Below are 22,127 nucleotides of genomic sequence, written 5' to 3'. Positions count from 1 at the left end.
AGCGAACCCGGGAGCCTGATCCGAACGCTCTCCGGGCGACCAGCGGCGCGGAACTACCATTCCTACGTCATCAACGAGGTCGGCCGCGCCATCGTCGCCGGCGACATGCCCGTCGGCTCCGGCCTTCCCGGGGACGCCGAGATGATGGATCGCTTCGGCGTCTCCCGCACCGTGTTGCGCGAGGCGCTGAAGACGCTGGAGGCGAAAGGCCTGGTCGAGGCCCGCGCCAAGGTCGGCACCCGCGTCTTGCCGCAATCGCGCTGGAATCTCTTCGACCGCCAGATTCTGGCCTGGAAACTGGAAAGCGGCCCCTCGCCCGCCTTCCTCGCCTCGTTCCAGACCATCCGCGAAAGCCTGGAGGTCGAGGCCGCGAAGCTGGCCGCCCGGCACCGCGAGGCCGAGCACGTCCGCCTCCTCAACTATTGGCTGAACCAGCGCGCGGTGATGTCCCACCAGCCCGAACCCTTCGCCATGGCCGAATTCGAAATCCATCGTGTCGTGGCCGAGGCTTCCGGCAACCCCTTCCTCCGCGCCGCCTCCGCGATCCTGGAATTCGGCGTGGCCGTCTCTGTCCTGGCCAGCCTCACAAACGACCGCGCCGCCCCGCCCGAAGGCCTCGCCGCCGCCCGCGCCCCCGGTTACGAGGCCCTGATCCGCGCCATCGAACGCGGCGACGCGGATGCCGCCGCGGTCACCATGGCAAGCCTCACCCGCTGACGGAAGACCCTGTCGGATCGCATGGGACAGGGCTTTATAAAGCTGCGGTGCCGATCCGCGGACCTTTCGATGCGTCGCTTGGCACGCCCTCGCGGATTTGGTCCCCCTCAGGACGCGCCGCCGCTCCGACCATCGCCTCGCGCATCTTTCACATTTGCCCAAATATCCTCTGGGGGTTCGGGGGGCGAAGCGCCCCCGACGGCCGGAGCCGGTTGCGCGCCCTTGGCGCGCAGAGGCGAGAGGAAAGGCTTGCGTGTGAGCGCTCATGTTCCGAAGCGCCGGCCAACCGTCCGCAACCCAGCCGCCGCAAGTGCCCTACTCTCCACCAGCAAGCGTAGGGTGGGTTTTCACGCACCCTTGTCTCTTGGACATCTGTCAGGATGATGGAGGCAGCGACCTGGTAGGGTGGGTGCCACCCCACCGACACAGGCGCACCCAAATCCCTAAACGATTGTGAATGCCCGCAGCCAACACGTTGATTCCAAACGACCCGAAAACCTGCCCACGCGCGGGCAGGTTCATGCCACCGCCTGCGCCCCGGTGATCTCGACCAGCGACCCGCACATGAAGGCCGCCTCGTCCGAGGCCAGGAAGGCCACCAGCGCCGCCACCTCCTCCGGCTTCCCGATCCGCCCGAACGGGACCAGCCTGTCAAGGTCCGCAATCGTCCGCCCCGACCGCTTCACCCCCGCCTCCAGCATCGGTGTGTGGATCTCTCCCGGGCAGACCGCATTCACCCGGATCTTTTGCGGCGCATAATCCCGGGCGAGATTCTGGGTGAAGCTGGCGACGGCGGCCTTGGTCACGTTGTAGGCGATGTGACCCGGCGCCGGATACAGCCCCCATTGCGAGGCGGTATTGACGATGGCCCCACCCCCCTGCGCGATCATGCCGGGAAGCGCCGCCTGGCACAGATGGAACATCGCGTCGATATTCACCGCGAAGGACAGGTCCCAGTCCTCCGCGGTCAAGCTCAGCAAAGCCCCCCGCCGGTTGACGCCTGCGTTGTTGCACAGGACGTCGATCCGCCCTTCCTCCGCCAGCACGTCCGCGACCACCGCCTTGCAGCCGTCCGCCTTCGAGATGTCGCTCGCCACCCCCCGCGCGGGGCCGCCCCCGGCCCGGATCGCCGCGGCCGTCGCCTCGACCCCCTCGGCATTCACGTCCGTCACCACCACCCGCGCACCTTCCGAGGCAAACCGCCGGGCAATCGCCGTCCCGATCCCGCCAGCGGCCCCCGTCACCACCACGACCTTGTCCTGAAACCGCATCCCGCTCTCCTACCGCAGATAACTGCCGCCGTTCACGTCCAGCACCGCCCCGTTCAAGGACGCCTGGCTCGGCCGGAAGCAGAAGGCCACCAGCTCGCCGATCTCCTTTGGTGCGGCCATCCGGCCGATGGGTATCCCCGCCAGAGCCGCAGCCTCGCCGTGCTGCGCGATGAAGGCCTCGGCCATCTCGGTCCGCACCCAGCCCGGCGCCAGCGCGACCGCCGTGATCCCCTCGGCCCCGTGGCTTTGGGCGACCGACTTCGTCAGGTTGATCAGCGCCGCCTTTGACGCCCCGTAGGCCATCGCGTTTGAGGCGTATCCCCGCTGCCCGGCCCGGCTGGCCATGTTGACGATCCGCCCGCCGCCCGTTTCCCGGAAATGAAGGATCGCCGCGCGGGTCAGGTCGACGGCGGACAGGAAGTTGACCCGCATCTCCCGGTCCCACACCGTCTGCCATTCAGACAGCGGAGCCTCCACCGACACCTCGGAGCGGATGCCCGCGTTGTTGACCAGCCCGGTGATCCGCCCCTCGGCCGCCAATGCCGCATCCCACAGCGCGGTCGCTGCCTCGGGCTGCGACAGATCCGCCGCTATGATGGACCCCTTGCCGCCCAGCGAGGCCAGCAACCCCTCTGCCGCTGCCCTATTGCGACCATAGTGGATCACCACCCGCGCGCCTTCAGCCACCAAGCACCGGCAGATCGCCTGCCCGATGGCCCCGGTCGCGCCCGTCACAAGGATCGTCTGCCCAGCCAGCATCAGCCGCCCCCGTTCTATCCGCCCCAGGTGTCCGACAGGGTGAAGCCCAGCGGGAACGGGTCACTCGGGTCCAGCCCGATCTGGCTGATACCGTAGATCCAGGCCTGCCCGGACACCCGGTTCCGCACCGACTTGTACGGCCCGACCGAGGTTTCCTCGACGAACTCCGTCACATATTCGCCGCCGATGATCGACCGCGAGACCACCCGTTCCCCCGGCCTCGCCAGCCCGCGCGCGTGGCGCACCGCCATGCTGGAATTTGACCCTGTCCCGCAGGGCGACCGATCTGCCCGGCCGGGGCGCAGGGTGGTGCAGGTCCGCAAGGCCCCGTCCGGCTCGTCAGAGCGGAACATCACATAGGCCAGCCCGCTCAAGGCAGGCTCTACAGGATGAGCTGCCGGTTCCACCGCCGCGATCCGGCTTCTCAGCTCCACCCCGATGGTTGCGAGGGCCCGCGCATTTTTCGGTGCGATGGTCAGCCCGATCTGCGCCACATCGACCAGCGCATAGAACACCCCGCCGAAGCAGAGATCATAGCGCACCGGTCCCCATTCCGCCGTCTCGATCACCGCATCCCGCTGCGCCACGAAGGCGGGCGGCATGTCCAGCGTGACTTTCACCACCTTGCCGCCCTCGCAGGTTGCCGTTGCCGTCACCAGCCCCGCCGCCGTGTCCAGCCGCACCACACTTTCCGGCTCGACCATCGGCACCATCCCGGTTTCCAAGAGCGCCGTCGTCGCGCAGATCGCGTTCGAGCCCGACATCGCATGGGCCTGGTCCGGTTGCAGCACGATGAAGCCGACATCGGCGCGCGGGTCGCAGGCCGGGGTCAGCAGGCAGAACGACCCGGCCGGGCCTGACCTCGGCTCGGAACACAGCCAGCGGCGCAGGCTGTCGTCCACCGTGTTCAGGTGCAGCAGCTTTTCCACCATCGTCGCGCCGGGGATGTTGAGAACCCCCCCGGTGATCACCCGCCCGATCTCGCCTTCGCAGTGCACGTCCACCGTCTGTATCGTCCGGCTCCAGCGCATTCTGTCCCCCTCAGAACCTGTTCACCCGGTAGGGATGCAGATCGACCGCGGGCTTCGCCCCGGTGATCAGTTCTCCCATCAGCCGCGCCGTGGTGGCGGCATAGGTCAGGCCAAGATGCCCGTGGCCGGTCGCGTAGAACAGCCCTTTCGTCTTCATGCTGGACGAGAGGATCGGCACCGTATCCGGCAGGGCAGGGCGGTGGCCCATCCATTCGGTGAAATCCGCACAAGCCAGGTTCGGCAGGGCTTCCTTCGCCCGCTTCACGGTGATCTTCGCCCGGCGATAGTCCGGGACTGCGTCCAGACCGGCCATCTCGACCGTCCCGCCCACCCGGATGCCGCCCGCCGTCGGCGTCACCATGAAGGCTTTTGCGGGCCAGATGATCGAATGCTTCATCGAGATCCCCGGGGCCATGATCTGGGTGTGATAGCCCCGCTCCGTCTCCAGCGGGATCGGCTCGCCCAGATCCTTCGCGAGTGTCGCCGAATAGGCACCCGCGCAGATCACCACCTCGTCGGCCGGAAGCTTGCGGCCACCCTTCAGCACCACCTCGCGGATGGCCTCTCCACGAGTGAAGCCCGCGACTTCGCCCGTTTCGATCCGGCCCCCCAGCGCGACGAACCGTTCGGCCAGCGCCAGCACCAGCTTGTAGGGGTCCTTCACTGACCGGTTCTGCGGGAACAGCACCGCCATCCCGATCTTGTCCGACAGTTCCGGTTCCAGCGCCTTGATCGCCTGCCGCCCGATCACCTCATGCGGGAAACCGAAGCGTTCGAGAATCTCGATATGGTCGCGGTCGGCCTTGAATTCGGCCTCGTCGGTGTAAAGCGACAGGCAGCCTTCCTCGCTGATCTGGTCCGCAAGCCCCGTCTCGCGCAACAGCGCCAGCGTGTCATCCAGCGCGCGGCTGCACAGAGCCGCCCCCTGCGCCTCCAGTTCCCGCAGCTTCGACGGACGCGAGGCGGCGATGAAGCGCAGGAACCAGGGCACCAGCTTCGGCATGTATCCGGGCCGCACCCGCACAGGCCCTTCAGGGTCCAGCATCCAGCCCGGAATCTGCTTCCAGACCGAGGGACGCGAGGCCGGCATGAACTCCGTCACCGCGATGGAGGCCATGTTGCCGAAGGAAGCCCCCTTGCCCGGCGCATCGCGGTCGACCAGCACCACCTGACGGCCGCGTTTTTGCAGATCATGCGCGATGGCGGTGCCGATGATCCCGGCCCCGACAACAACAGTCGTCATGATTATTTCCAGTTGATGATCGGCTGCATCGCCGCCGCGAACTCGGCCTTTTCGGCATCGGTCAGCGGGCCGAAGGGCATCCGGCACTCGCCCACCGGGTTGCCCTGCAACTCGCAGCCGTATTTCAGCTTTTGCACGAACTTGCCCGATTCCAGCACGTTCATCGCGGGCCAGACCGCCTGCATGATCTCTTTCGCCCGGGCATGGTCGCCCTTGCGGAAGGCCGCATCCATCTCGCAGACCGGTTTCGCCATGCAGTTGGCCGGGCCGCAGATCCAGCTGTCGGCGCCCCAATGCATGAAGTCCCAGGCAATATCGTCCGAGCCGGAGACCAGCTGGATGCGCCCGGCATAGCGCTGCGAAATCCCGATGGCCCGCTGCATCACGCCCGAGCTTTCCTTGATCCCGATGATCCGCGGATTGTCGGCCAGCGCATCCAGCGCCTCGTATTCGATCTCGACGCCGTCCTTGCCGGGATAGGAGTAGAGCACGACGTTCATGCCGGTCGCGTCGATCACCGCGTTGAAGTGGCGGATGATTTCGGCCTGCGTCGGCTTGGTGTAGAACGGCACGGCGAGGAGGACGGCATGATAGCCCATGTCCTTCGCGCGCTGCGTGTTCGCGATCACCCCGGCGGTGGAGGGGGCGTTGGTCCCGGCGATCAGCGTCTCGCCCGGCTTGGCGAAATCCTTGACGAAGCGCAGGACCTGGTCGCGTTCGTCGTCGCTCATCAGGTTGTATTCACCCGACGACCCGCAGGGCACCCAGCCGGAAACCCCGGCTGCGCGGAGGGCGGTCAGGTGCTTCTCGAAGGACATGAAGTCGATCTGCCCCTTCGCATCGAAGGGCGTGACAAGCGCGGGCATGACGCCGGAAAGCTTCAACATCGGGGTGGTTCCTCTCCTGAAAGGCAGCGGTGCGGCGCCGTTTCGATCCGCGCGCATCATGACGACATAGTGACGACACGTCAACATGAGAGTATACCGTGTCGACTTGATCGCACCCCTCCGCTATGCTTCGCGAAAGCCGGGAGGGGCCGCCATGCGCGATGAGACGGAACCGAAACGGGTCAAGGGCTCGGGCGTCAGGTTCGCCTATGAGACCCTGCGCGACGAGATCCTGTCGCTCGACCTGGAGCCCGGCGCGGTGCTGGACGAAACCTCGCTGGCCGAACGCTTCGGCATGTCCCGGTCGCCGGTGCGCGAGGCGCTGATCCGGCTGGCAGGCGACGACCTGGTTGTCACGCTATCCAACCGCTCCACCGTCGTCGCCCCTATCGACCTGCAAAGCTTCCCGAAATACGTCGAGGCGCTGGACGTGGCGCAGCGGATGAACACCCGCCTTGCGGCCGAGTTGCGGACCGATCTGGACCTGAAAACCATCGCCCGGCGGCAGAAGGAATTCCTGGCCACGGTCAGCAAGGGCGACCACTTGGCGATGTCCGAGGCGAACAAGAATTTCCACATGGCCATCGCCCATGCCGGGCGGAACCCCTACCTTGCCGCCTTTTACGAGCGCCTGCTGAATCAGGGCCGACGGATGCTGCATCTGCATTTCGCCTATCTGGAACAGGGCGACGGCGAGGTCCTGTTGACCGACGAGCACGACGACATGCTTGCCGCGATCCGCGACCGTGACGTGGCCCGGGCCGATGTGCTGGCCCATGCCCATACAAGGCAGTTCAGGGATAACTTCATCAGCTACCTGAAGCAGAACTACCTGAAGGACGCGCCCATCGTCTCATTCGGCCCGGCGGCCTGACCGCGAGCAGGCAGGGCATCGGAACAGGCGAAAGGCCGTGGCGCCCGCCGGGACTTCGGTCAACGCCCCCGGCGGGGCCAGGTCCGGCACCGAAGCGACGTGACAAGGCTTCGTGCCATCCCGTTCACGCGACCCGGCGCCGGTCCCATTGCGGAAAGGGATCGGGCAGGTTCCCCCAGGTCTCCGGGCTGAAATCGGCTGTCTCCACCAAAGCGGTATCCAGACGGGCGATCAGCGCCGCCTGATCCATCCCGGCCCCGATGAAGACCAGCTCCTGCCGCCGGTCGCCCCAGGGGTCTTCCCAGACTGCGGCGATCTCTCGCAATGCCTCGGGGTGGGTGGGCCAGCGGTCACGCGGCACGCTCGCCCACCAGCCACCCAATGGCGTCACCGACGACACCGCCCCGGCCAGGCTGAACTCCACCGCCCAGTCGGGGCGCGAGGCGATCCAGAAATGCCCCTTGGCCCGGATCACACCGGGCAGATCACCGTTCAGCACGTCGTAGATCTTGCGGGGATGAAAGGGTCGGCGGGCGCGATAGACGAAGGAGGAGATACCGTATTCCTCGGTTTCCGGCATATGGTCGGCAAAGCCGTAAAGCTCCTTGGCCCACATCGGATGCAGATGCGCCCTGTCGAAATCGAACAATCCGGTGTCGAAGATCGCTTCGGGTGCCACGCGACCGAAATCGGCCTCGATCAGCCTTGCATCAGGATTCAGCGCGCGGATGATCCTGCGCGCCTGATCCGCGCGCCCGGGCCCGGCATCGGTGATCTTGTTCAGCACCACCACATCGGCGAATTCGATCTGGTCGGTCAGCAGGTTGACCAGGCTGCGCTCGTCCTGCGGGCCGAGGCTTTCGCCACGGTCGGCAATGAAATCGTGACTGGAGAAATCCTTGGTCAGGTTGATCGCGTCCACCACGGTGACCATCGTATCCAGTCGGGCCACATCCGACAGGCTGTTGCCGTTCCCGTCGCGGAAATCGAACGTGGCGGCGACCGGTAGCGGCTCGGCAATCCCGGTGCCTTCGATCAGCAGGTAGTCGAAGCGCCCCTCGGCGGCGAGTTTGTGGACACCTTGCAACAGGTCGTCGCGCAAGGTGCAGCAGATGCAGCCGTTGGTCATCTCGACCAGCCTCTCCTCGGCCCGGTTCAGTTCCGCCCCGTCGCGCACGAGATCGGCGTCGATGTTCACCTCGGACATGTCGTTGACGATGACCGCGACCCGCCGCCCCTCGCGATTGTTCAGGACATGGTTCAGAAGCGTGGTCTTGCCTGCTCCGAGAAACCCGGACAGGACGGTGACGGGCAGACGCTTGTCGCCCTTTGGCTGGCTGGTCGGCATGGCGTCCTCATAAACGTAATGATATTACATTACGCTACTTAGCGGGCGGCTCGGCGCTCCGCAATGCTGTTTTCATTCTGGGGCCCGTCGGCAGCCGACGCTGGAGCCCTTCCTGCCGGCCCGCTCATCAAAATATTTGCATTTGCATTTAAGTGACCCTATCAAATCTGCATCGAAAGCATGTCACCGTTGGGAGGGATTGCGATGGCAGCAGGAAACGTTCTGGCGCAACTGGGCGCGATGATCGCCTCGGGCGGGATCGAAGTGGTGGATTGCTCCGGCAGCCTTGGCCCCGACACGCCGCTTCTGAAGCTGCCGCCGGATTTCGCGAAGGACACGCCGCCGATCAAGATCCATCGGATCAGCGAATACGACAAGGATGGTCCGTTCTGGGCCTGGAACTGGCTGGAGCTGGGCGAACACTCCGGCACCCATTTCGACGCGCCGCACCACTGGATCACCGGCAAGGACTATGCCGACGGCTACACCGATACGCTGGACGTGCAGCGGCTGGTGGCCCCGGTCAACGTGCTGGACTTCTCGAAGGAATGCGCGACGGACCCGGATTTCCTGCTGACCATCGACCATGTGAAGGCCTGGGAGGCGAAGCATGGCGCCATCGGCAAGGGGGAATGGGTGGTCCTGCGCTCGGACTGGGACCGTTTCGCCGATGACGAGGCGAAGTTCCTCAACGCCAACGAAACCGGCCCCCATACGCCGGGACCAACCGCCGAGGTCGTGCAATACCTGATCGACAAGGGCATCACCGGCTGGGGCAGCCAGTGCATCGGCACCGACGCAGGGCAGGCGGGGGGCATGAATCCGCCCTTCCCGGCGCATAATCTGCTGCACAAGAACAACTGCTTCGGCCTCGCCTCGCTGGCCAACCTGTCGAAGCTGCCACCCAAGGGGGCGATCCTGATCGCCGCGCCCTTGAAGATCAAGAACGGCACCGGCTCGCCCATCCGCGCGCTGGCGCTCGTGCCCCGGAGCTGAGGGTGGACGGCGCGGCCCCCCGGGGGTTGGGCGAGATCGGCCTGACCAATTTCGCCCCCTATCTCATGAACCGGATCATGGGCCGCTACAACGCGGGCTTTCGTGAGGAACTGGCCGGTCTTGGCCTGACCACTCCGAAAGCCCGCGCCCTTGCCGTGCTGTCGGTGGTAGATGCCCCGCTGGTGGGCGAACTCGCCGTCTATACCGTGACCGAGCAATCCACCCTCTCCCGCGCGCTGGACCAGTTGCAATCCGAAGGCCTGATCCGCCGCGAGACCGATGCGACAGACAACCGCGCGGTCCGGGTCGTCATCACCGATGCGGGCCGCGCCGTCTTTGCCGACCTCTGGCCGCATATGCATGCAGCGCAGGAACGGATGTTCCGCGGCGTTCCCGCCGCCGAACGTCAGGCCTTCGTCGCGACCTTGCAGAAGATGCTGGTCAACATCCGCAAGCACGAGATCTGACATGGCCGAACGCAGCTTCAAGGCACAGGTTCAGGACCTCAAGCTTGGTGAGGGCGAGACCTTCACCGGCGAAGGCATCCTCGCCATCACCAAGGCGCTTCTCGAATCCGGTGTCGGCTATGTCGGCGGCTATCAGGGTGCACCGATCAGCCACCTGATGGACGTCCTGGCCGATGCCGAGGACCTGCTGGCCGAACTTGGCGTGCGGTATGAGGCCAACGCCAACGAAGCCGCCGCCGCGGCGATGCTGGCCGCGTCGGTCCACTATCCGATCCGGGGCGCGGTGGCCTTCAAGGGCCCGGTCGGCGTGAACGTCGCCTCCGACGCACTGGCTAACCTGTCCTCGTCCGGCGTGACCGGTGGGGCGCTGGTCATCGTGGGCGAGGATTATGGTGAAGGCTCCTCGATCATGCAGGAGCGCACCCACCCCTTTGCCATGAAGGCGCAGATGTGGCTTCTGGACCCGCGCCCGAACCTGCCCTCGATCGTGCAGGCGGTGAAGGACGGGTTCGACCTGTCCGAAGCGTCGAACACCCCCGTCATGCTGATGGTCCGCATCCGGTCCTGCCATATCACCGGCACCTTTACCGCGCAGGACAACCGGCGCCCCGCCCTGACGGTCAGGGATGCCCTTGCCAGCCCGCGCAGCGATTTCAACCGTGTCGTCCTGCCGCCGATGTCCTTTGCGCATGAGCAGGACAAGGTGAAGAACCGCTGGCCCGCCGCCGAGGCCTTTATCCGCGACCGGCGCATGAACGAGGTCTTCGGTCCGAAGGACGCGCCCCTTGGCATCGTCGTGCAGGGCGGCATGTACAACGGTCTGATCCGCGCCCTGCAACGGCTGGGCCTCGCCGACATCTACGGCGCGAGCGAGGTACCGATCTACGTCCTGAATGTTACCTACCCGCTGATTTCCGGCGAATTCCTCGACTTCTGCCAAGGCAAGGACAACATCCTTGTCATCGAGGAAGGCCAGCCCGAATTCATCGAAACCCAGCTCGGCAGCTTTCTCTACCGTGCCGGGTCGCAGGTGAAACTGCACGGGAAGGGCCTGTTCCCGATGGCCGGGGAATACACCGGTGCCGTGATGCTGGACGCGGTGGAAGGTTTCATGCGCCAGGCCGCGCCCGGAATGCTCCCCGCCTCTGTCCGCGCCCCGAACGTCGACCGCCCGGCGATCCCTGACCTGACCAAGACTGTCCCGATCCGCCCGCCCGGCTTCTGCACCGGCTGCCCGGAGCGCCCGATCTTCGCCGCGATGAAGCTGGTGGAGAAGGAGCTTGGCAAGCACCAGATCGCCGCCGACATCGGCTGCCACCTCTTCGCCAGCCTTCCCCCGTTCGAGATCGGCGGGGCGACCATGGGCTACGGCCTCGGCCCGGCCGCGAACGGCGCCTTCGACGGCGGCGGCGAGAAGCGTCCGGTGGCGATCATCGGCGACGGCGGCTTCTGGCACAATGGCCTGTCGTCCAGCTTCACCAACATGGCCTTCAACCGGTCGGACGGCGTGGCGATCATCGTCGACAACTACTATTCCGCCGCGACGGGCGGGCAGGATGTCATGTCCTCCCGGGCCGAGAATGCGTCGAAGGCCACCAAGAACCCGATCCAGAAGGCGCTGAAGGGCATCGGCATCGACTGGGTGCGCCAGATCGACCGCACCTATGACGTGGCGAAGATGCGCGACACGATCCGCGAGGCACTGACCACCCCCGAGAAGGGCCCGAAGGTCATCGTCGCCTCTTCCGAATGCATGCTGAACAAGCAGCGCCGCGAGAAGCCCCTGACCCAGAAGGCCATCAAGGAGGGCCGCCGGGTCGAGGCCCCGCGCTTCGGCGTGGACGAGGCGATCTGCACCGGCGACCATGCCTGCATCCGCCTGTCGGGCTGCCCCTCGCTGTCGCTGAAACGCCTGGACGACCCGCTGCGCGACGATCCGGTGGCCAGTATCGACCAGTCCTGCGTCGGCTGCGGCAACTGCGGCGAGGTCGCGGATGCCGCGATCCTCTGCCCGTCGTTCTACCGCGCCGACGTGGTGCATAACCCCGGCCGGTGGGAGCGCAGCTTCGCCCGCTTCCGCAGCAACGTCATCACTTGGCTGCAACACCGCCGCGATGCCCGCCGCCTGAGCTTCGGACCCGCCGAATGACCGTCCATCCCAGCTTCGACCCCCGCCCCATCGACCCCGCCACCCAAGGGATCATCAAGCTCGCCCTCCTCGCCGTCGGCGGGCAGGGCGGTGGCGTCCTGACCGGCTGGATCGAGGATCTCGCCCGCGCCAACGGCTATGCCGCACAGGCCACCAGCGTCGCCGGGGTCGCCCAACGCACCGGGGCAACCGTCTATTACATCGAAATGGCCCCCGCCGCGCAGGGCACCCCGGTCTTCTCGCTCATGCCCTCGGCGGGCGATGTCGACATCATGATCACCGCCGAGCTGATGGAGGCCGGTCGGTCGATCATCCGTGGCTTCGTCACCCCGGACCGCACCACGCTGATCACCTCCACCCACCGCTCGCTGGCGGTGTCGGAGAAGACGGTCCCCGGCGATGGCATCGCCAACGGGGCCGAGGTCCTTGCCGCCGCTGAAGTCGCCGCCCGCCGCGTCATCGCCGCTGATTTCGACGCGCTGGCCATTGCGCAGGGCTCCGTCATCTCTGCCAGCCTCTTCGGCGCGCTTGCCGCCTCCGAAGCCCTGCCCTTCCCGCGTGAGGCCTTCGAGGCCGCTATTGCCAAGGGCGGCAAGGGCGTAGGACCATCGCTGAAAGCCTTCGCCGCCGGATACGAGGCCGCCAGGTCGGGCACTTCGCAGGCCGCTGCGCCCAAACCGAAGACCGGCGATGCCCCCAGGGGTCCTGACCGCCTGCTCGCCGAATGGGCAAAGCTGACCGCCCGCATCGACCGACTGCCCGCGCCCGTCGCCGAACTGGCCCGTCCCGGCCTGCGCAAGGTCGTCGATTTTCAGGACCTTGCCTATGGCCGCGCCTATCTCGACCGGCTGGAGCAGATCCTGACCCGGGACCGCACCCCCTTCGACCTGACGCGAGAAGCGGCAAAGCACCTCGCCAACGCGATGGCCTATGACGACATCATCCGCGTCGCCGGCGAGAAGACCCGCGCTGCCCGCATGGCCCGCATCGCCGGCGAGATGGGGGCGAAGGACCAACACCTTCTCCACGTCACCGAATTCCTCCACCCAAGGGCCGAGGAACTGGTCTCGCTTCTCCCCGCTCGCATGGGTGCGCGCTGGGCCGCGAACCCGCGCCGGATGGCGCTGGTCGACCGCCTCTTCAACAAGGGCCGCCGCCTGCGCACCGACAGCTTGCGCGGCTTCCTGATGCTGCACACCCTCGGCGGGATGAAAGGCTGGCGCCTGAAATCCCTTCGCCACGCGACCGAGACGGCGCATCGCGAGGCCTGGCTCGCCACCGCGCTGGGCCACCTGCCGCAGAACTATGACCTTGCGGTCGAGGTCATCCGCTGCCGCCGACTGGTCAAGGGCTACTCCGACACCCATGCCCGCGGGCTCTCGAAATTCGACAAGGTCCTCGCCGCCATCGCCTTGGTCAAGGACCGTGACGATGCCGCCGACTGGGCCCGCCGCCTGCGCGAGGCCGCGCTGAAGGACGAGGAAGGCAAGGCGCTGGACGGCGCCATCGCGACGATCCGCAGCTTCCTGTAGGGGTCAGCCGCCCCGCTGCCGGGTGCCCGTCAGCTCTTCCAGCAGGGCGGCCACCGTCGCCTCGGTAAAGGGTGAGGCCAGGATCGCCGCGCCGCCCATCTCTCCGGACGTGCTCAGGAACCCGTGTGGAATGCCGTCCGTCGCCAGGGCCCGGCCCAAGGCGGTCTCGGGAAAGCCCTCCGGCTCGCGGTGCAGGATCACTGCCGTGGGCGGTTCCGTGGCCAGCCTTGCGATGACCTCCTCGGCCCGGCGAAACACCCGCACGCGCGCGTCCGGGTCGTTGGCCCTGATCGCATCCGCAAGGTCCTGCGCGACGATCTGGTCCGGCCCGACGATAAAGACTTCCATAGATTGCGGCACCCTTTGCGCGATTGACCAACCGCGCGAGCAGTGGAACATTGCGGGGATCGGCGCATTAACCTGTGATAAGCCGGTAAGGAAACCCGCATGTCACATGTAACGGACTGTCTGGACTGTCCCCTGCGCTGCAAGCCGCTTTTCGTTCCGATGTCGCGCGACGAGCTTGCCTTCATGCGCCGCTTCAAGAAGGGCGAGATCGACGTGCCCCAAGGCCAGGATGTGATGTCGCAGGGCCAGAAATCGCCGATCCTGCAGACCGTCCTGTCCGGCATGGCCGTGCGCTCGCTTCTTCTCGAGGACGGGCGGCGCCAGGTCATCAACTTCATCTTCCCGGGCGATCTGCTGGGCCTGCAATCCGGCCTGATGGGTGAAAGTCGCCACAGCGTCACCGCCTTGACCGACATGACGCTCTGCACCTTCCCGCGCGGCCAGATCTGGAATCTGTTCGTCAATCAGCCCGAGCGCGCCTATGATCTGACATGGATCGCGGCGGTGGAGGAACATTTTCTGGGCGAGACCGTCGCGACGCTTGGTCAGCGCGACGCGCTGGAGCGTGTCGCCTGGGCACTGTCGCGTATCTGGCAGCGTCTGGTCGCGCTGGGGATGGAAGAGGGCGGCTCGGTCCCGTTCCCATTCCGCCAGCAGGACCTTGCCGATGCGCTGGGCCTGTCCATCGTCCACACCAACCGCCGCATCGTCGCGCTGCGCCAGGCGGGGCTTGTCGAAGTGGCGGCCCGGCGGCTGGTGGTGCATGACCCTGCCAAGTTGTCCGACCTGGCCCAGATCGATAAGAAGAAACATGATGTGCGACCGATCCTCTAGGCATCCTTTCGGCTGGCGGCATCGATGCGCAGGCTGATCGATCGGCATCTGCCGAAGCTCGTCTTCATGCTGGCGCTCATCCCCGGGCTGGCTATGACCTGGGCCATGCATGTCTCAAGCGAGCGACGCCTGCAGGCCGAGTTCGAGCGCGCCGCCGACCTTGCCGTCGACCGCGTGATGTCCCGGCTGGAACAGCATGTCGTCGTCCTGCGCGCCGCGCGGGGCCTTCTGTCGGCGTCGCAGGGTGGCCTGTCGCGCGCCGAGTTCCAGCGTTTCCTCGAGTCGGTCGATATCACCGGCGACCTCTCGGGCGTGCAGGGCATAGGCTTCGCCCGGATGCTGGCGCGAGACGACCGCGGCCTGGCCGAGGCCGATATCCGCCGGCTCTATGGTTTCGACGTAACTATCCACCCCGGCACGTCGCAGCCCTGGACCGCCCCAATCGTCCTTCTGGAGCCGACGAACGACCGGAACAGGGCAGCTCTGGGCTTCGACATGTATGTCGACGACACCCGACGGTTGGCGATGGACCAGGCCATCGCCAGCGGCGAAGCGCAGATGAGCGGCCCTGTCGCGCTTGTGCAGGAGATTACCGAGGACAAGCAGACCGGCTTCCTGGTCTATCTTCCTTTTAAGGCCATCGACCGGTCGGCCGGAACCGGCGCGCCGCCCGTCGCGGGCTTCGTTTACGCCCCGTTTCGCGGCGGGGATCTGATCCGGGCAGCACTGGCGGCGGGTGCCCCGCCCTCGGTCTCGCTGCGGGTGGTTGATACCGGTGCACCCGAAATGCCGCTTTTCGACAGCATCACCGACCACTCCGCCACATTGCACCTGACCCGCCGCGTGGCGCTTCTCGGCCGGGAATGGCAATTCGAGCTTCAGGCTGACCCAGGCAGCGCGGACGACCGAAGCCTTCTCGACAGCCTGCTCCTCGGCCTGCTCTCGCTTTTGTTCGCCGCCGCCGCCGCTTACGCCGTCGCAGCCCGGCAGGCCGAGGCGTTCCAGGCACGCGAGCTGGCGGTCGCCGCCTCGCGCCAGGCAGAGTATCGCGCGCTGACGCTGCAAGAGATGAAGCACCGGATCAAGAACCACATCGCCCGCATCCAGTCGATCGCCCGGCAAAGCGCCCGCGGCGCGACCGATGTAAAGGCGTTCACCACGGCCTTCGATGCGCGCCTGCAGGCGATGGCGGCGGTGCAGGAAATCCTCGCTGGAACCGCCGCCGCCGAAGCCGACCTGCGCCACATCCTGCTGAAAGAGCTTGGACAAGCGCGCAACCCGGACGAAATCGCCGCCATGCTGGACGGCCCGCCGGTCACGCTCGACGAACGCCAGGCCCAGGCCTTCGCACTGGTCGCGCATGAGCTGGTGACGAATGCGATGAAATACGGCGGCCTCTCGACCGAGGCTGGTCACCTTCGGGTCAGCTGGACCGCTGCGCAGGGCCTGGTCCGGATCGACTGGATCGAAACCATCCCCGAGGCTGCCGCCGTGCCGGGGAACCCGCCGGGCTTCGGCTCCCGGCTGATCGAGGCCAGCCTTCGCGGCGAACTTTCCGGCAGCATCGAGCGGGATTTCGCGCCCGGCCGCCTGCACATCCGCATCAGCTTCCCGCTGCAAAGATAACTGGCCCGCACCGTCGCGCGGGCCAGTCCCTCAAGCTTACTTCGCGTAGTCAGGCAGCGCCTGCAGCTCTTCCTTGGTCATATTGACCCAGAGCCGCACCGCTCCTCCGTCGTCCTTCGCCACCGTCAGCCGATCCAGCGGGATGGCGACCCGCTTCGCGCCGATCCCGAGGAAGCCGCCGACGTCCAGCACCACATCGGTGACCTGACCATCCGAGGTCAGTACCAGATCCTGCACCTCGGCGATCGAGCGGTCGCTGGCATCATGCACGCTCGCCCCGGTCAACGTCTCGGCGGTCAGGCCGGTCCGCTCTACCGCCGTATAGCCTTCGGGCAGCGCCATGCTGCCGGCGGCAGGGGCGGTGGCCATATCGGTCGCGGTGGTATCCGTGGCCGTGGCGGTGGTGGAGCCATCCGCCGCCGGAGCCGCCGCGGTATCCGTCGCCGCGGTCTCCGTCGCGGCAGCATCAGTGTTCGTCGCCGCGCCCGTCGTGGCCATACCCGGGACCACATAGGGCGGTGCGCCTTCCAGCGTTGCCCGATCGGTCTGCAGGACCAGGAACCAGTCGTCGGCATCCGTCGCGTCGTCCTGCACGATCTTCAGCGCCGACATGTCCACCGCGACCTGCCGTTCGCCCATGCCCAGGAACCCGCCGATATCCACCAGCACGGCATCCACTGTGCCATCGCGGCCCAGAATGATGTCGTTCACTTCGCCAACGTCGTTCCAGCCCTCCTGGACGCCATTGTAGGCATCGGCATCGACGGCGGCCTCACTGACGTAAACCCGCGCGCCAATGACGTCCGACGCCGAGATCGACGGCCCCGCTGCCTCGGTCTGGAACGGGGAAGCGGTGGTCTGAGCCATCGCGGGCAGCGCAAGGCAGGCCACCAGGGCGGTGGTAAGATACATGGTTTTCACGAGAGTCTCCTGTGTTGCCATAGGGGTGATGCGACATCTGCTCGACGCCGCCTGTGGCCTGACAACAAGAGGTTGCGGAAATTGTTCCAGCCGCCGGTCCGATCAGACCATTTCGTCCGGAACCAGGGGGAATGCCCGCCCGAAATCTTCCGCCAAGCGCAGGTTGTAGGGCAGAAGGAAACCCCGGCGCTGTTCCGGGGGCAGCCTTGCGTTCCGCGCCGCCAGCCCCCACCAGGCCTTCAGCGCGCGCTCCGGATCGAAGAAATCCGCGCCCGCGCCCTTTGGCAGCCAATGCGCCATAAGCCGCTGCCGCAACCCTGCCACGTCGCGAGCGTCGGTCAGCACAACCCCGGCCTCGGTGTCCCAGCGCAGCGACCGGCCGTTCAGGTTGGCCGACGAGACGATGGCCGCCCGGTCGTCGAAGATGCTGACCTTGGCATGGATATAGACCAGCGGTGCGCCCTTCAGCTGCGCCCGCCCCCGGACGCTGGTGCGCCGCGGTTGCGCTGCCCCGCCGACGAAGAGCCGCCGCCCGAATCCCCGTCGCAGAATGCGCAGGCATTTCGCCTGTAGGAACTCGCCCAGCCGCGCGTCCAGCCCGGTCGCCCCTTCGAAGGCCACGTCGTCCGGGGCCGCGGGCAGGATCAAAATCATCCGCAAACCCGGCTTCTCCCGTGCCGCTCTGGCCAGCCGTCGCGCCATTCGCCGGTTACGGAAATACTGCGTCTCGATGTAGATCAGCCCCTCTGCCCGCTGGATCCATTCGGCATGGGCCGACTCGATCTCATGCACCGCCGGTTCCGGAGAGATGAAGCGCCAGGCCCCCCGCTTTCGCCGCCGCGACAGGGTGCGCACGAAGCGCAACCCGTCCCGCTCCGGCGCGGGAGGACCGGCCTCGATCTCACCCGCGATGGTCCCCAGGAACTCCGCCAGATGCGCCCGGGCGTCCGCCGCGACCGGCCCCCGGATCATCAGCTGCACGTCATGCCAGGTCTCATGCCCCGGCAGACGATGCTCCGGCGTGTCGTAGAAGCGCTCGTCCAGATCCAGCCCGCCGATATAGACGGCCTCTCCATCGAAAACTGCCAGCTTCTGGTGGTGGGTCGCCGGAAACAGCGGCGGCACCGCGAAAAGGCGGGGCCGGGGCAGCGCATCCTTCGCTGCCAGCATGCCACGGACCCCCGGCATCTCGCGCAGGGCCGCCATCCGTTGCGCATCGAACTGGCGGCGCAGCCAGCCCGAGACGCGGATCAGCCGCGACTGCACCACCGGCCAGAACAGAAGCCGGGGCCAGATGCCCGCCACCGCCGAATGCGTCGAGGGCACGACTGTCAGCCGCGCCCCCGGTCCAGCCAGCTCTGCTGCCGCCCAGAACATCCGCACGGTCCGCCAGGTGGCCCGGTGCAGCCGGGGCCGCGCCACCGGGTCGAAGTCCGACAGCACGATCCGGATCGCCACGCCGCGGCGCAGGGTGTGGATCACCAGATCGAACCACCGCTGCCCGATGGCCAGCGCCTCGGGAGAGCGCAGCTTCGTCTTCAGGTCGAAGACCCGGAACCCGGCAACGATCTCGCCCCTGGCCGCCAGGAACGCCCGCTCCAGCACCGGATAGGCCTCGGCCGCCGTGACCAGCACCTCGACCTGCGGCGGTGCTTCGGGGACAAGCGCCAGCTGTGCCACCGCCGCCCCCATCCGGGTCTCCTCAGGCTTTCAGCGTCTCGGTTGACGAGAAGAACATCGCCTGGCTGACCGCGGACCGCACCTGTTCCTCGGTATAGGGCTTGTTGATCAGGAAGGCAGGCTCCGGGCGCTCGCCGGTCAGCAGGCGCTCGGGGAAGGCGGTGATGAAGATCACCGGGATCGCGCCGAACTGCGCCAGAATGTCGTTCACCGCGTCCACGCCCGAGGAATTGTCGGCAAGCTGGATATCGGCCAGGATCAGGTCGGGCTGCTCGGCAGCCGCCATGTCCACCGCCTCGGCATGGGTCCGGGCATTCGCCGTGACCCGGTGCCCCATCCCTTCGACGATGGCCGCGATATCCATCGCGATGATCGCCTCGTCCTCGATCACCAGTACCGAGCCGCGGACCGACCGCTCCATCTCCTGCACCGCGACGTCGATCAGGTGCTTCGCCTCGTCGACTTCCACACCCATGATCGCCGCCACTTCGTCATGGTCGAAGCCTTCGACGGTGTTCAACAGCAATGCCTCGCGCGAATTCAGCGTCAGGCCAGCCATATGGGCCTGCGCCGCGCCGGAAATCATGTCGTCGGCCTCGGCCACCGGGGCGCCCGAGGTCGACCAGATCGAATGGAACACCGAGAACAGCGCCACCTTCGGGTTCGCATGGGCGCGCAGCATTGCGGGATCGGTGATGATCGTCTCCAGCACCGCCACCGCATACTGGTCCCCGCTGGTCTGGTTGCCGGTCAAGGCACGGGCATAGCGGCGAAGATAGGGCAGATGGCGCGCAACCGTCGCCGACTGGTCGACCGCTTCCTGAGCGAGCATGAGGGTCCTCTCTGTTATCGTCTTGATTCCGGGAACCAAACGCTGTCCGTTGCGTTCGGTTCCCTGCGCGCTAGAAAAATCTTCGCGACGGGTGGCATCGCTGGAACCATACCTTAACGAACGAGTTTACCGGCAAGTTTGTGGGAACGGAAAGACCATGAAGAAAGAAAACGAAGAGGATGCCCCAAAGAGGCAGGCGATCCGCGAGCAGATCGATGAAAACCTGAAGCGCGTCTACGCTGCAGCCCTGAACGAAGAGCTGCCGGATCGGTTTCGCGACCTTCTGGCGCAGCTCAAGGCCAGGGAAGGGTCTGGTTCGGACGACGCGCAATGAAGGGCAGGACCCAGAAAAGCCAGGCTCACGGCGATCCGCGCGACCGTCTGGCCGGCGCGATCCCCAAGCTCAGGGCCTTCGCGATCAGCCTGGCGCGCGACGTGAGCCGTGCCGACGATCTGGTGCAGGACACGATCCTGAAGGCCTGGTCCAACATTGAAAAATTCGATCCGGCGACCAACCTCGACGCCTGGCTGTTCACGATCCTGCGCAACACCTTCTACTCCTCGCTGCGCAAGACCCGGCGCGAGGTGCAGGACAGCGACGGGTTCCACGCCGCGACCCTGTCCGTGAAACCCGCCCATGACGGTCGCCTCGCGATGCAGGAATTCCAGAAGGCGTTCGATGCGCTCAGCCCCGAACATCGCGAAGTCCTGATCCTGGTCGGCGCTTCGGGCTTTTCCTGCGAAGAGGCGGCTGGCATGATGGGTGTCGCCATCGGCACGGTCAAAAGCCGCGCCAGCCGGGCCCGCAAGCGCCTGGCCGAGCTTTTGCATCTGGAGGATGGAGAGGACATGTTCTCGGGAACGGACGGAGCAACTCAGGCGGTCGTGCTTCGGTCGACCGCAAGCGGATTTTGATCCGCAGGGCCAGGTCCCGCCTGTCCGCCAGCAGCCTTGGGGTTCGGCTGGGCTCCACCCTCATGCTGGCACTGATGCCGCTCGGGGTGCTTTCGGTGGTCCAGGCGAGAAACTCGCTCGCCCAGGTCGATGCCACCACGCTTGCGGGCGTCGGGGGAGCGGCGCTTCAGGCGGTACGCACCCAAATCGACGTGATCAAGGAGGCGCAGATCTCGGCTCGTGTGCTGGCCACCGTGCTGTCGGATGCGCCCTCGCCCGGCCGCGATTGCGTGGAGCGGGTGACGGCCCTGGGCCGGGAAATCCCGCAGGCGACGCTCGTCGCCTATATCCCTCTCTCGGGATTGATGACCTGCTCGTCCAATGGCCGCGTCTACGATTTCAAGGATGAACCGCGGTTCCAGGCGCTGATCGAAACGCCGACGCCCAAGATTACCTACAATCCGCATGGTCCGGTCTCGGGCACTGCGATCGTCGGCGTCAGCCACCCCGTCTTCGACCGGTCCGGCGCCCAGGCTGGCATCGCCGTCATCTCGCTGTCCTACAGTGCCGTCGCGCCCCGCGACTATTCCGATACTCTCACCCTCTGGCGGCCCTCTTACCTTGCAACCTTTCTGGCCGACGGGACGCTGCTTCTTTCATCCGATCCCGACACGCCGCCCTCCGAGGTTATCCCGGCCTCCGTCGACCTTGCGGACCTGACCCGGCTTGCCGACCACCCCACCTATGTCGACGACCCCGGCGGGCGGCACATCCTTTCGGTGGTCGGCGTCACCAGCGACCTCTACCTCCTTTCGATCTGGCGGCGCAGCGCCAGCAGCGCCTGGGATCAGGCCAGCGCCTTCACCCCATACCTCCTGCCGTTGCTCACCTGGATCGCCGCGCTCGTCGCCGCCGCCTTCGCTTCCAGCCGCCTCGTCGTGCGCCATGTCCGCGCCCTGTCGCGCTCGATGACCAACTATGTCTCGACCAAGCAGCGCCTCCGGATCCCCGATCTCTCCGGCGCCCCGGACGAGATCCAGCGCCTGCACGCCGCCTATGAGGGACTGATCCGCACCATCGAGCAGGAAGAGGCCGAGCTGCAGAACCTTCTGGTCGACAAGGACGTGCTGATCCGCGAGGTCAACCATCGCAGCGGCAACAGCCTGCAGATCATCGCCTCGATCATGCGGATGTATCGGCGCGAGACGACGGACACGCGGCTTCGCGCCGTGCTGGACGGGCTGATCAACCGGGTGATCGCCCTGTCCTCGACCCACACCAGCCTCTACGCCCTCTCCGGCCAGCGCGACGTGTCGATGGATGCCGTGCTGTCGAACGTGGTCAAGCGGCTCAAGGAAATCCACGGCGTCGCGCTGGGCGTCGCCTCCAAGCGGCTGCAGCCGATACGGATGGAGGCGCAGGCCGCCGTCCCCCTGGCCCTGGCTTTGGCCGAGGCGGTGGGCTGCTACTTCTCCAAGCCCAACCTCGGCCGCGACGCGGTGACCGTGGACTTGTCGGAATCCGACGACACCATCCGGCTCAGGATCGAGGGTCCGGCGGTCCCCCAGCTGCAACCCGACACCACCGATGGCCTGCTGGCATTGCCCCAGCGCATGTTGCGTCAGTTCGCGGCACAGCTTTTCGGGACGGTCAGCATCCGCATCGACGGCGACCGCGCATCGGTCGAACTGGTCTTCCCGCGTCCCAAGACGGCATGA

General features: G+C 66.6%; 21 protein-coding genes. 11 read left to right on the top strand and 10 right to left on the bottom strand.

Annotation, left to right across the window (positions count from 1 at the left end; all coding sequences use genetic code 11):
* Positions 1 to 717, top strand: a 717-nt coding sequence (locus V7Q39_RS05460; RefSeq protein ID WP_333815558.1) for a FadR/GntR family transcriptional regulator, incomplete at its 5' end; no start/stop codon positions are given.
* A 518-nt stretch (positions 718 to 1,235) separates the two neighbouring features.
* On the opposite strand, the gene V7Q39_RS05455 is transcribed toward V7Q39_RS05460, so the two are convergent.
* Genes V7Q39_RS05455 through V7Q39_RS05435 form a run of 5 tightly spaced genes read right to left on the bottom strand, consistent with a single transcriptional unit; the run spans position 1,236 to position 5,908 of the window.
* Complete coding sequence (locus V7Q39_RS05455) at positions 1,236 to 1,988, bottom strand: SDR family NAD(P)-dependent oxidoreductase (RefSeq protein WP_333815557.1); 753 nt, start codon at positions 1,986 to 1,988, stop codon at positions 1,236 to 1,238.
* Between the two features lie 9 nt (positions 1,989 to 1,997).
* Positions 1,998 to 2,747 (bottom strand): SDR family NAD(P)-dependent oxidoreductase, encoded by a 750-nt coding sequence (locus V7Q39_RS05450; RefSeq protein ID WP_333815556.1) that lies wholly within the window; start codon positions 2,745 to 2,747, stop codon positions 1,998 to 2,000.
* Positions 2,748 to 2,761: 14 nt separating this feature from the next.
* Complete coding sequence (locus V7Q39_RS05445; RefSeq protein ID WP_333815555.1) at positions 2,762 to 3,778, bottom strand: proline racemase family protein; 1,017 nt, start codon at positions 3,776 to 3,778, stop codon at positions 2,762 to 2,764.
* Between the two features lie 10 nt (positions 3,779 to 3,788).
* The gene (locus tag V7Q39_RS05440) at positions 3,789 to 5,021 is read right to left on the bottom strand and encodes an NAD(P)/FAD-dependent oxidoreductase (protein WP_333815554.1); all 1,233 of its coding nucleotides are present in this window, start codon (positions 5,019 to 5,021) and stop codon (positions 3,789 to 3,791) included.
* Between the two features lie 2 nt (positions 5,022 to 5,023).
* Positions 5,024 to 5,908, bottom strand: coding sequence for a dihydrodipicolinate synthase family protein (locus tag V7Q39_RS05435; protein ID WP_333815553.1), 885 nt, complete (start codon positions 5,906 to 5,908; stop codon positions 5,024 to 5,026).
* 154 nt (positions 5,909 to 6,062) lie between these two features.
* On the opposite strand from V7Q39_RS05435, the gene V7Q39_RS05430 reads away from it, so the two are divergent.
* Positions 6,063 to 6,782 carry a GntR family transcriptional regulator gene (locus tag V7Q39_RS05430; protein WP_333815552.1) on the top strand — a complete coding sequence of 240 codons (720 nt, stop codon included), beginning with the start codon at positions 6,063 to 6,065 and terminating at the stop codon, positions 6,780 to 6,782.
* 124 nt (positions 6,783 to 6,906) lie between these two features.
* On the opposite strand, the gene V7Q39_RS05425 is transcribed toward V7Q39_RS05430, so the two are convergent.
* Positions 6,907 to 8,130, bottom strand: coding sequence for a GTP-binding protein (locus tag V7Q39_RS05425; protein WP_333815551.1), 1,224 nt, complete (start codon positions 8,128 to 8,130; stop codon positions 6,907 to 6,909).
* A gap of 204 nt (positions 8,131 to 8,334) precedes the next feature.
* Here V7Q39_RS05425 and V7Q39_RS05420 point away from each other — a divergent pair, with 204 nt between their 5' ends.
* From V7Q39_RS05420 to V7Q39_RS05405, 4 genes are read left to right on the top strand one after another with little or no spacing between them, the layout of a single operon-like run.
* Positions 8,335 to 9,126, top strand: a complete 792-nt coding sequence (locus V7Q39_RS05420) for a cyclase family protein (RefSeq protein ID WP_333815550.1) — start codon at positions 8,335 to 8,337, stop codon at positions 9,124 to 9,126.
* A gap of 2 nt (positions 9,127 to 9,128) precedes the next feature.
* On the top strand, positions 9,129 to 9,593 hold the full coding sequence (locus V7Q39_RS05415; protein ID WP_333815549.1) for a MarR family winged helix-turn-helix transcriptional regulator: 465 nt from the start codon (positions 9,129 to 9,131) through the stop codon (positions 9,591 to 9,593).
* A gap of 1 nt (position 9,594) precedes the next feature.
* Positions 9,595 to 11,742: an indolepyruvate ferredoxin oxidoreductase subunit alpha gene (locus V7Q39_RS05410; protein ID WP_333815548.1), complete on the top strand. Its 2,148-nt coding sequence runs from the start codon at positions 9,595 to 9,597 to the stop codon at positions 11,740 to 11,742.
* Entirely contained in the window at positions 11,739 to 13,274 is a 1,536-nt protein-coding gene (locus V7Q39_RS05405; RefSeq protein WP_333815547.1) for an indolepyruvate oxidoreductase subunit beta family protein, read from the top strand. Before V7Q39_RS05410 ends, V7Q39_RS05405 begins: the two co-directional genes overlap by 4 nt.
* Positions 13,275 to 13,277: 3 nt before the next feature.
* Here the strand turns inward: V7Q39_RS05405 and V7Q39_RS05400 are convergent, their stop codons facing one another.
* Positions 13,278 to 13,622: a hypothetical protein gene (locus tag V7Q39_RS05400; RefSeq protein ID WP_333815546.1), complete on the bottom strand. Its 345-nt coding sequence runs from the start codon at positions 13,620 to 13,622 to the stop codon at positions 13,278 to 13,280.
* 99 nt (positions 13,623 to 13,721) lie between these two features.
* On the opposite strand from V7Q39_RS05400, the gene V7Q39_RS05395 reads away from it, so the two are divergent.
* Together V7Q39_RS05395 and V7Q39_RS05390 are read left to right on the top strand one after the other, a co-directional pair.
* Positions 13,722 to 14,456, top strand: coding sequence for a Crp/Fnr family transcriptional regulator (locus tag V7Q39_RS05395; protein ID WP_333815545.1), 735 nt, complete (start codon positions 13,722 to 13,724; stop codon positions 14,454 to 14,456).
* 24 nt (positions 14,457 to 14,480) lie between these two features.
* Positions 14,481 to 16,082, top strand: coding sequence for a CHASE domain-containing protein (locus V7Q39_RS05390; protein WP_333815544.1), 1,602 nt, complete (start codon positions 14,481 to 14,483; stop codon positions 16,080 to 16,082).
* A 36-nt stretch (positions 16,083 to 16,118) separates the two neighbouring features.
* Here the strand turns inward: V7Q39_RS05390 and V7Q39_RS05385 are convergent, their stop codons facing one another.
* The 3 genes from V7Q39_RS05385 to V7Q39_RS05375 form a co-directional block, all read right to left on the bottom strand.
* Entirely contained in the window at positions 16,119 to 16,994 is an 876-nt protein-coding gene (locus tag V7Q39_RS05385) for a PRC-barrel domain-containing protein (protein ID WP_333815543.1), read from the bottom strand.
* 111 nt (positions 16,995 to 17,105) lie between these two features.
* Complete coding sequence (locus V7Q39_RS05380) at positions 17,106 to 18,695, bottom strand: phospholipase D family protein (RefSeq protein WP_333815542.1); 1,590 nt, start codon at positions 18,693 to 18,695, stop codon at positions 17,106 to 17,108.
* 10 nt (positions 18,696 to 18,705) lie between these two features.
* A complete protein-coding gene (locus V7Q39_RS05375) occupies positions 18,706 to 19,515 on the bottom strand; it encodes a response regulator (RefSeq protein ID WP_333815541.1) in 810 nt (269 codons plus the stop codon).
* A 157-nt stretch (positions 19,516 to 19,672) separates the two neighbouring features.
* Between V7Q39_RS05375 and V7Q39_RS05370 the strand changes: the two genes are divergently transcribed.
* The 3 genes from V7Q39_RS05370 to V7Q39_RS05360 all read left to right on the top strand — a co-directional run bounded on the left by V7Q39_RS05370 (position 19,673) and on the right by V7Q39_RS05360 (position 22,127).
* Positions 19,673 to 19,849: a NepR family anti-sigma factor gene (locus tag V7Q39_RS05370; protein ID WP_333815540.1), complete on the top strand. Its 177-nt coding sequence runs from the start codon at positions 19,673 to 19,675 to the stop codon at positions 19,847 to 19,849.
* A complete protein-coding gene (locus V7Q39_RS05365) occupies positions 19,846 to 20,430 on the top strand; it encodes an RNA polymerase sigma factor (protein ID WP_333815539.1) in 585 nt (194 codons plus the stop codon). The genes V7Q39_RS05370 and V7Q39_RS05365 overlap by 4 nt, the downstream gene beginning before the upstream one ends.
* Before the next feature lie 62 nt (positions 20,431 to 20,492).
* Positions 20,493 to 22,127, top strand: coding sequence for a sensor histidine kinase (locus V7Q39_RS05360; RefSeq protein WP_333815538.1), 1,635 nt, complete (start codon positions 20,493 to 20,495; stop codon positions 22,125 to 22,127).

It is taken from the genome of Tabrizicola sp., from assembly GCF_036781545.1.
Taxonomy (GTDB): domain Bacteria; phylum Pseudomonadota; class Alphaproteobacteria; order Rhodobacterales; family Rhodobacteraceae; genus Tabrizicola.
This window is presented reverse-complemented; position numbering and strand designations above follow the sequence as displayed.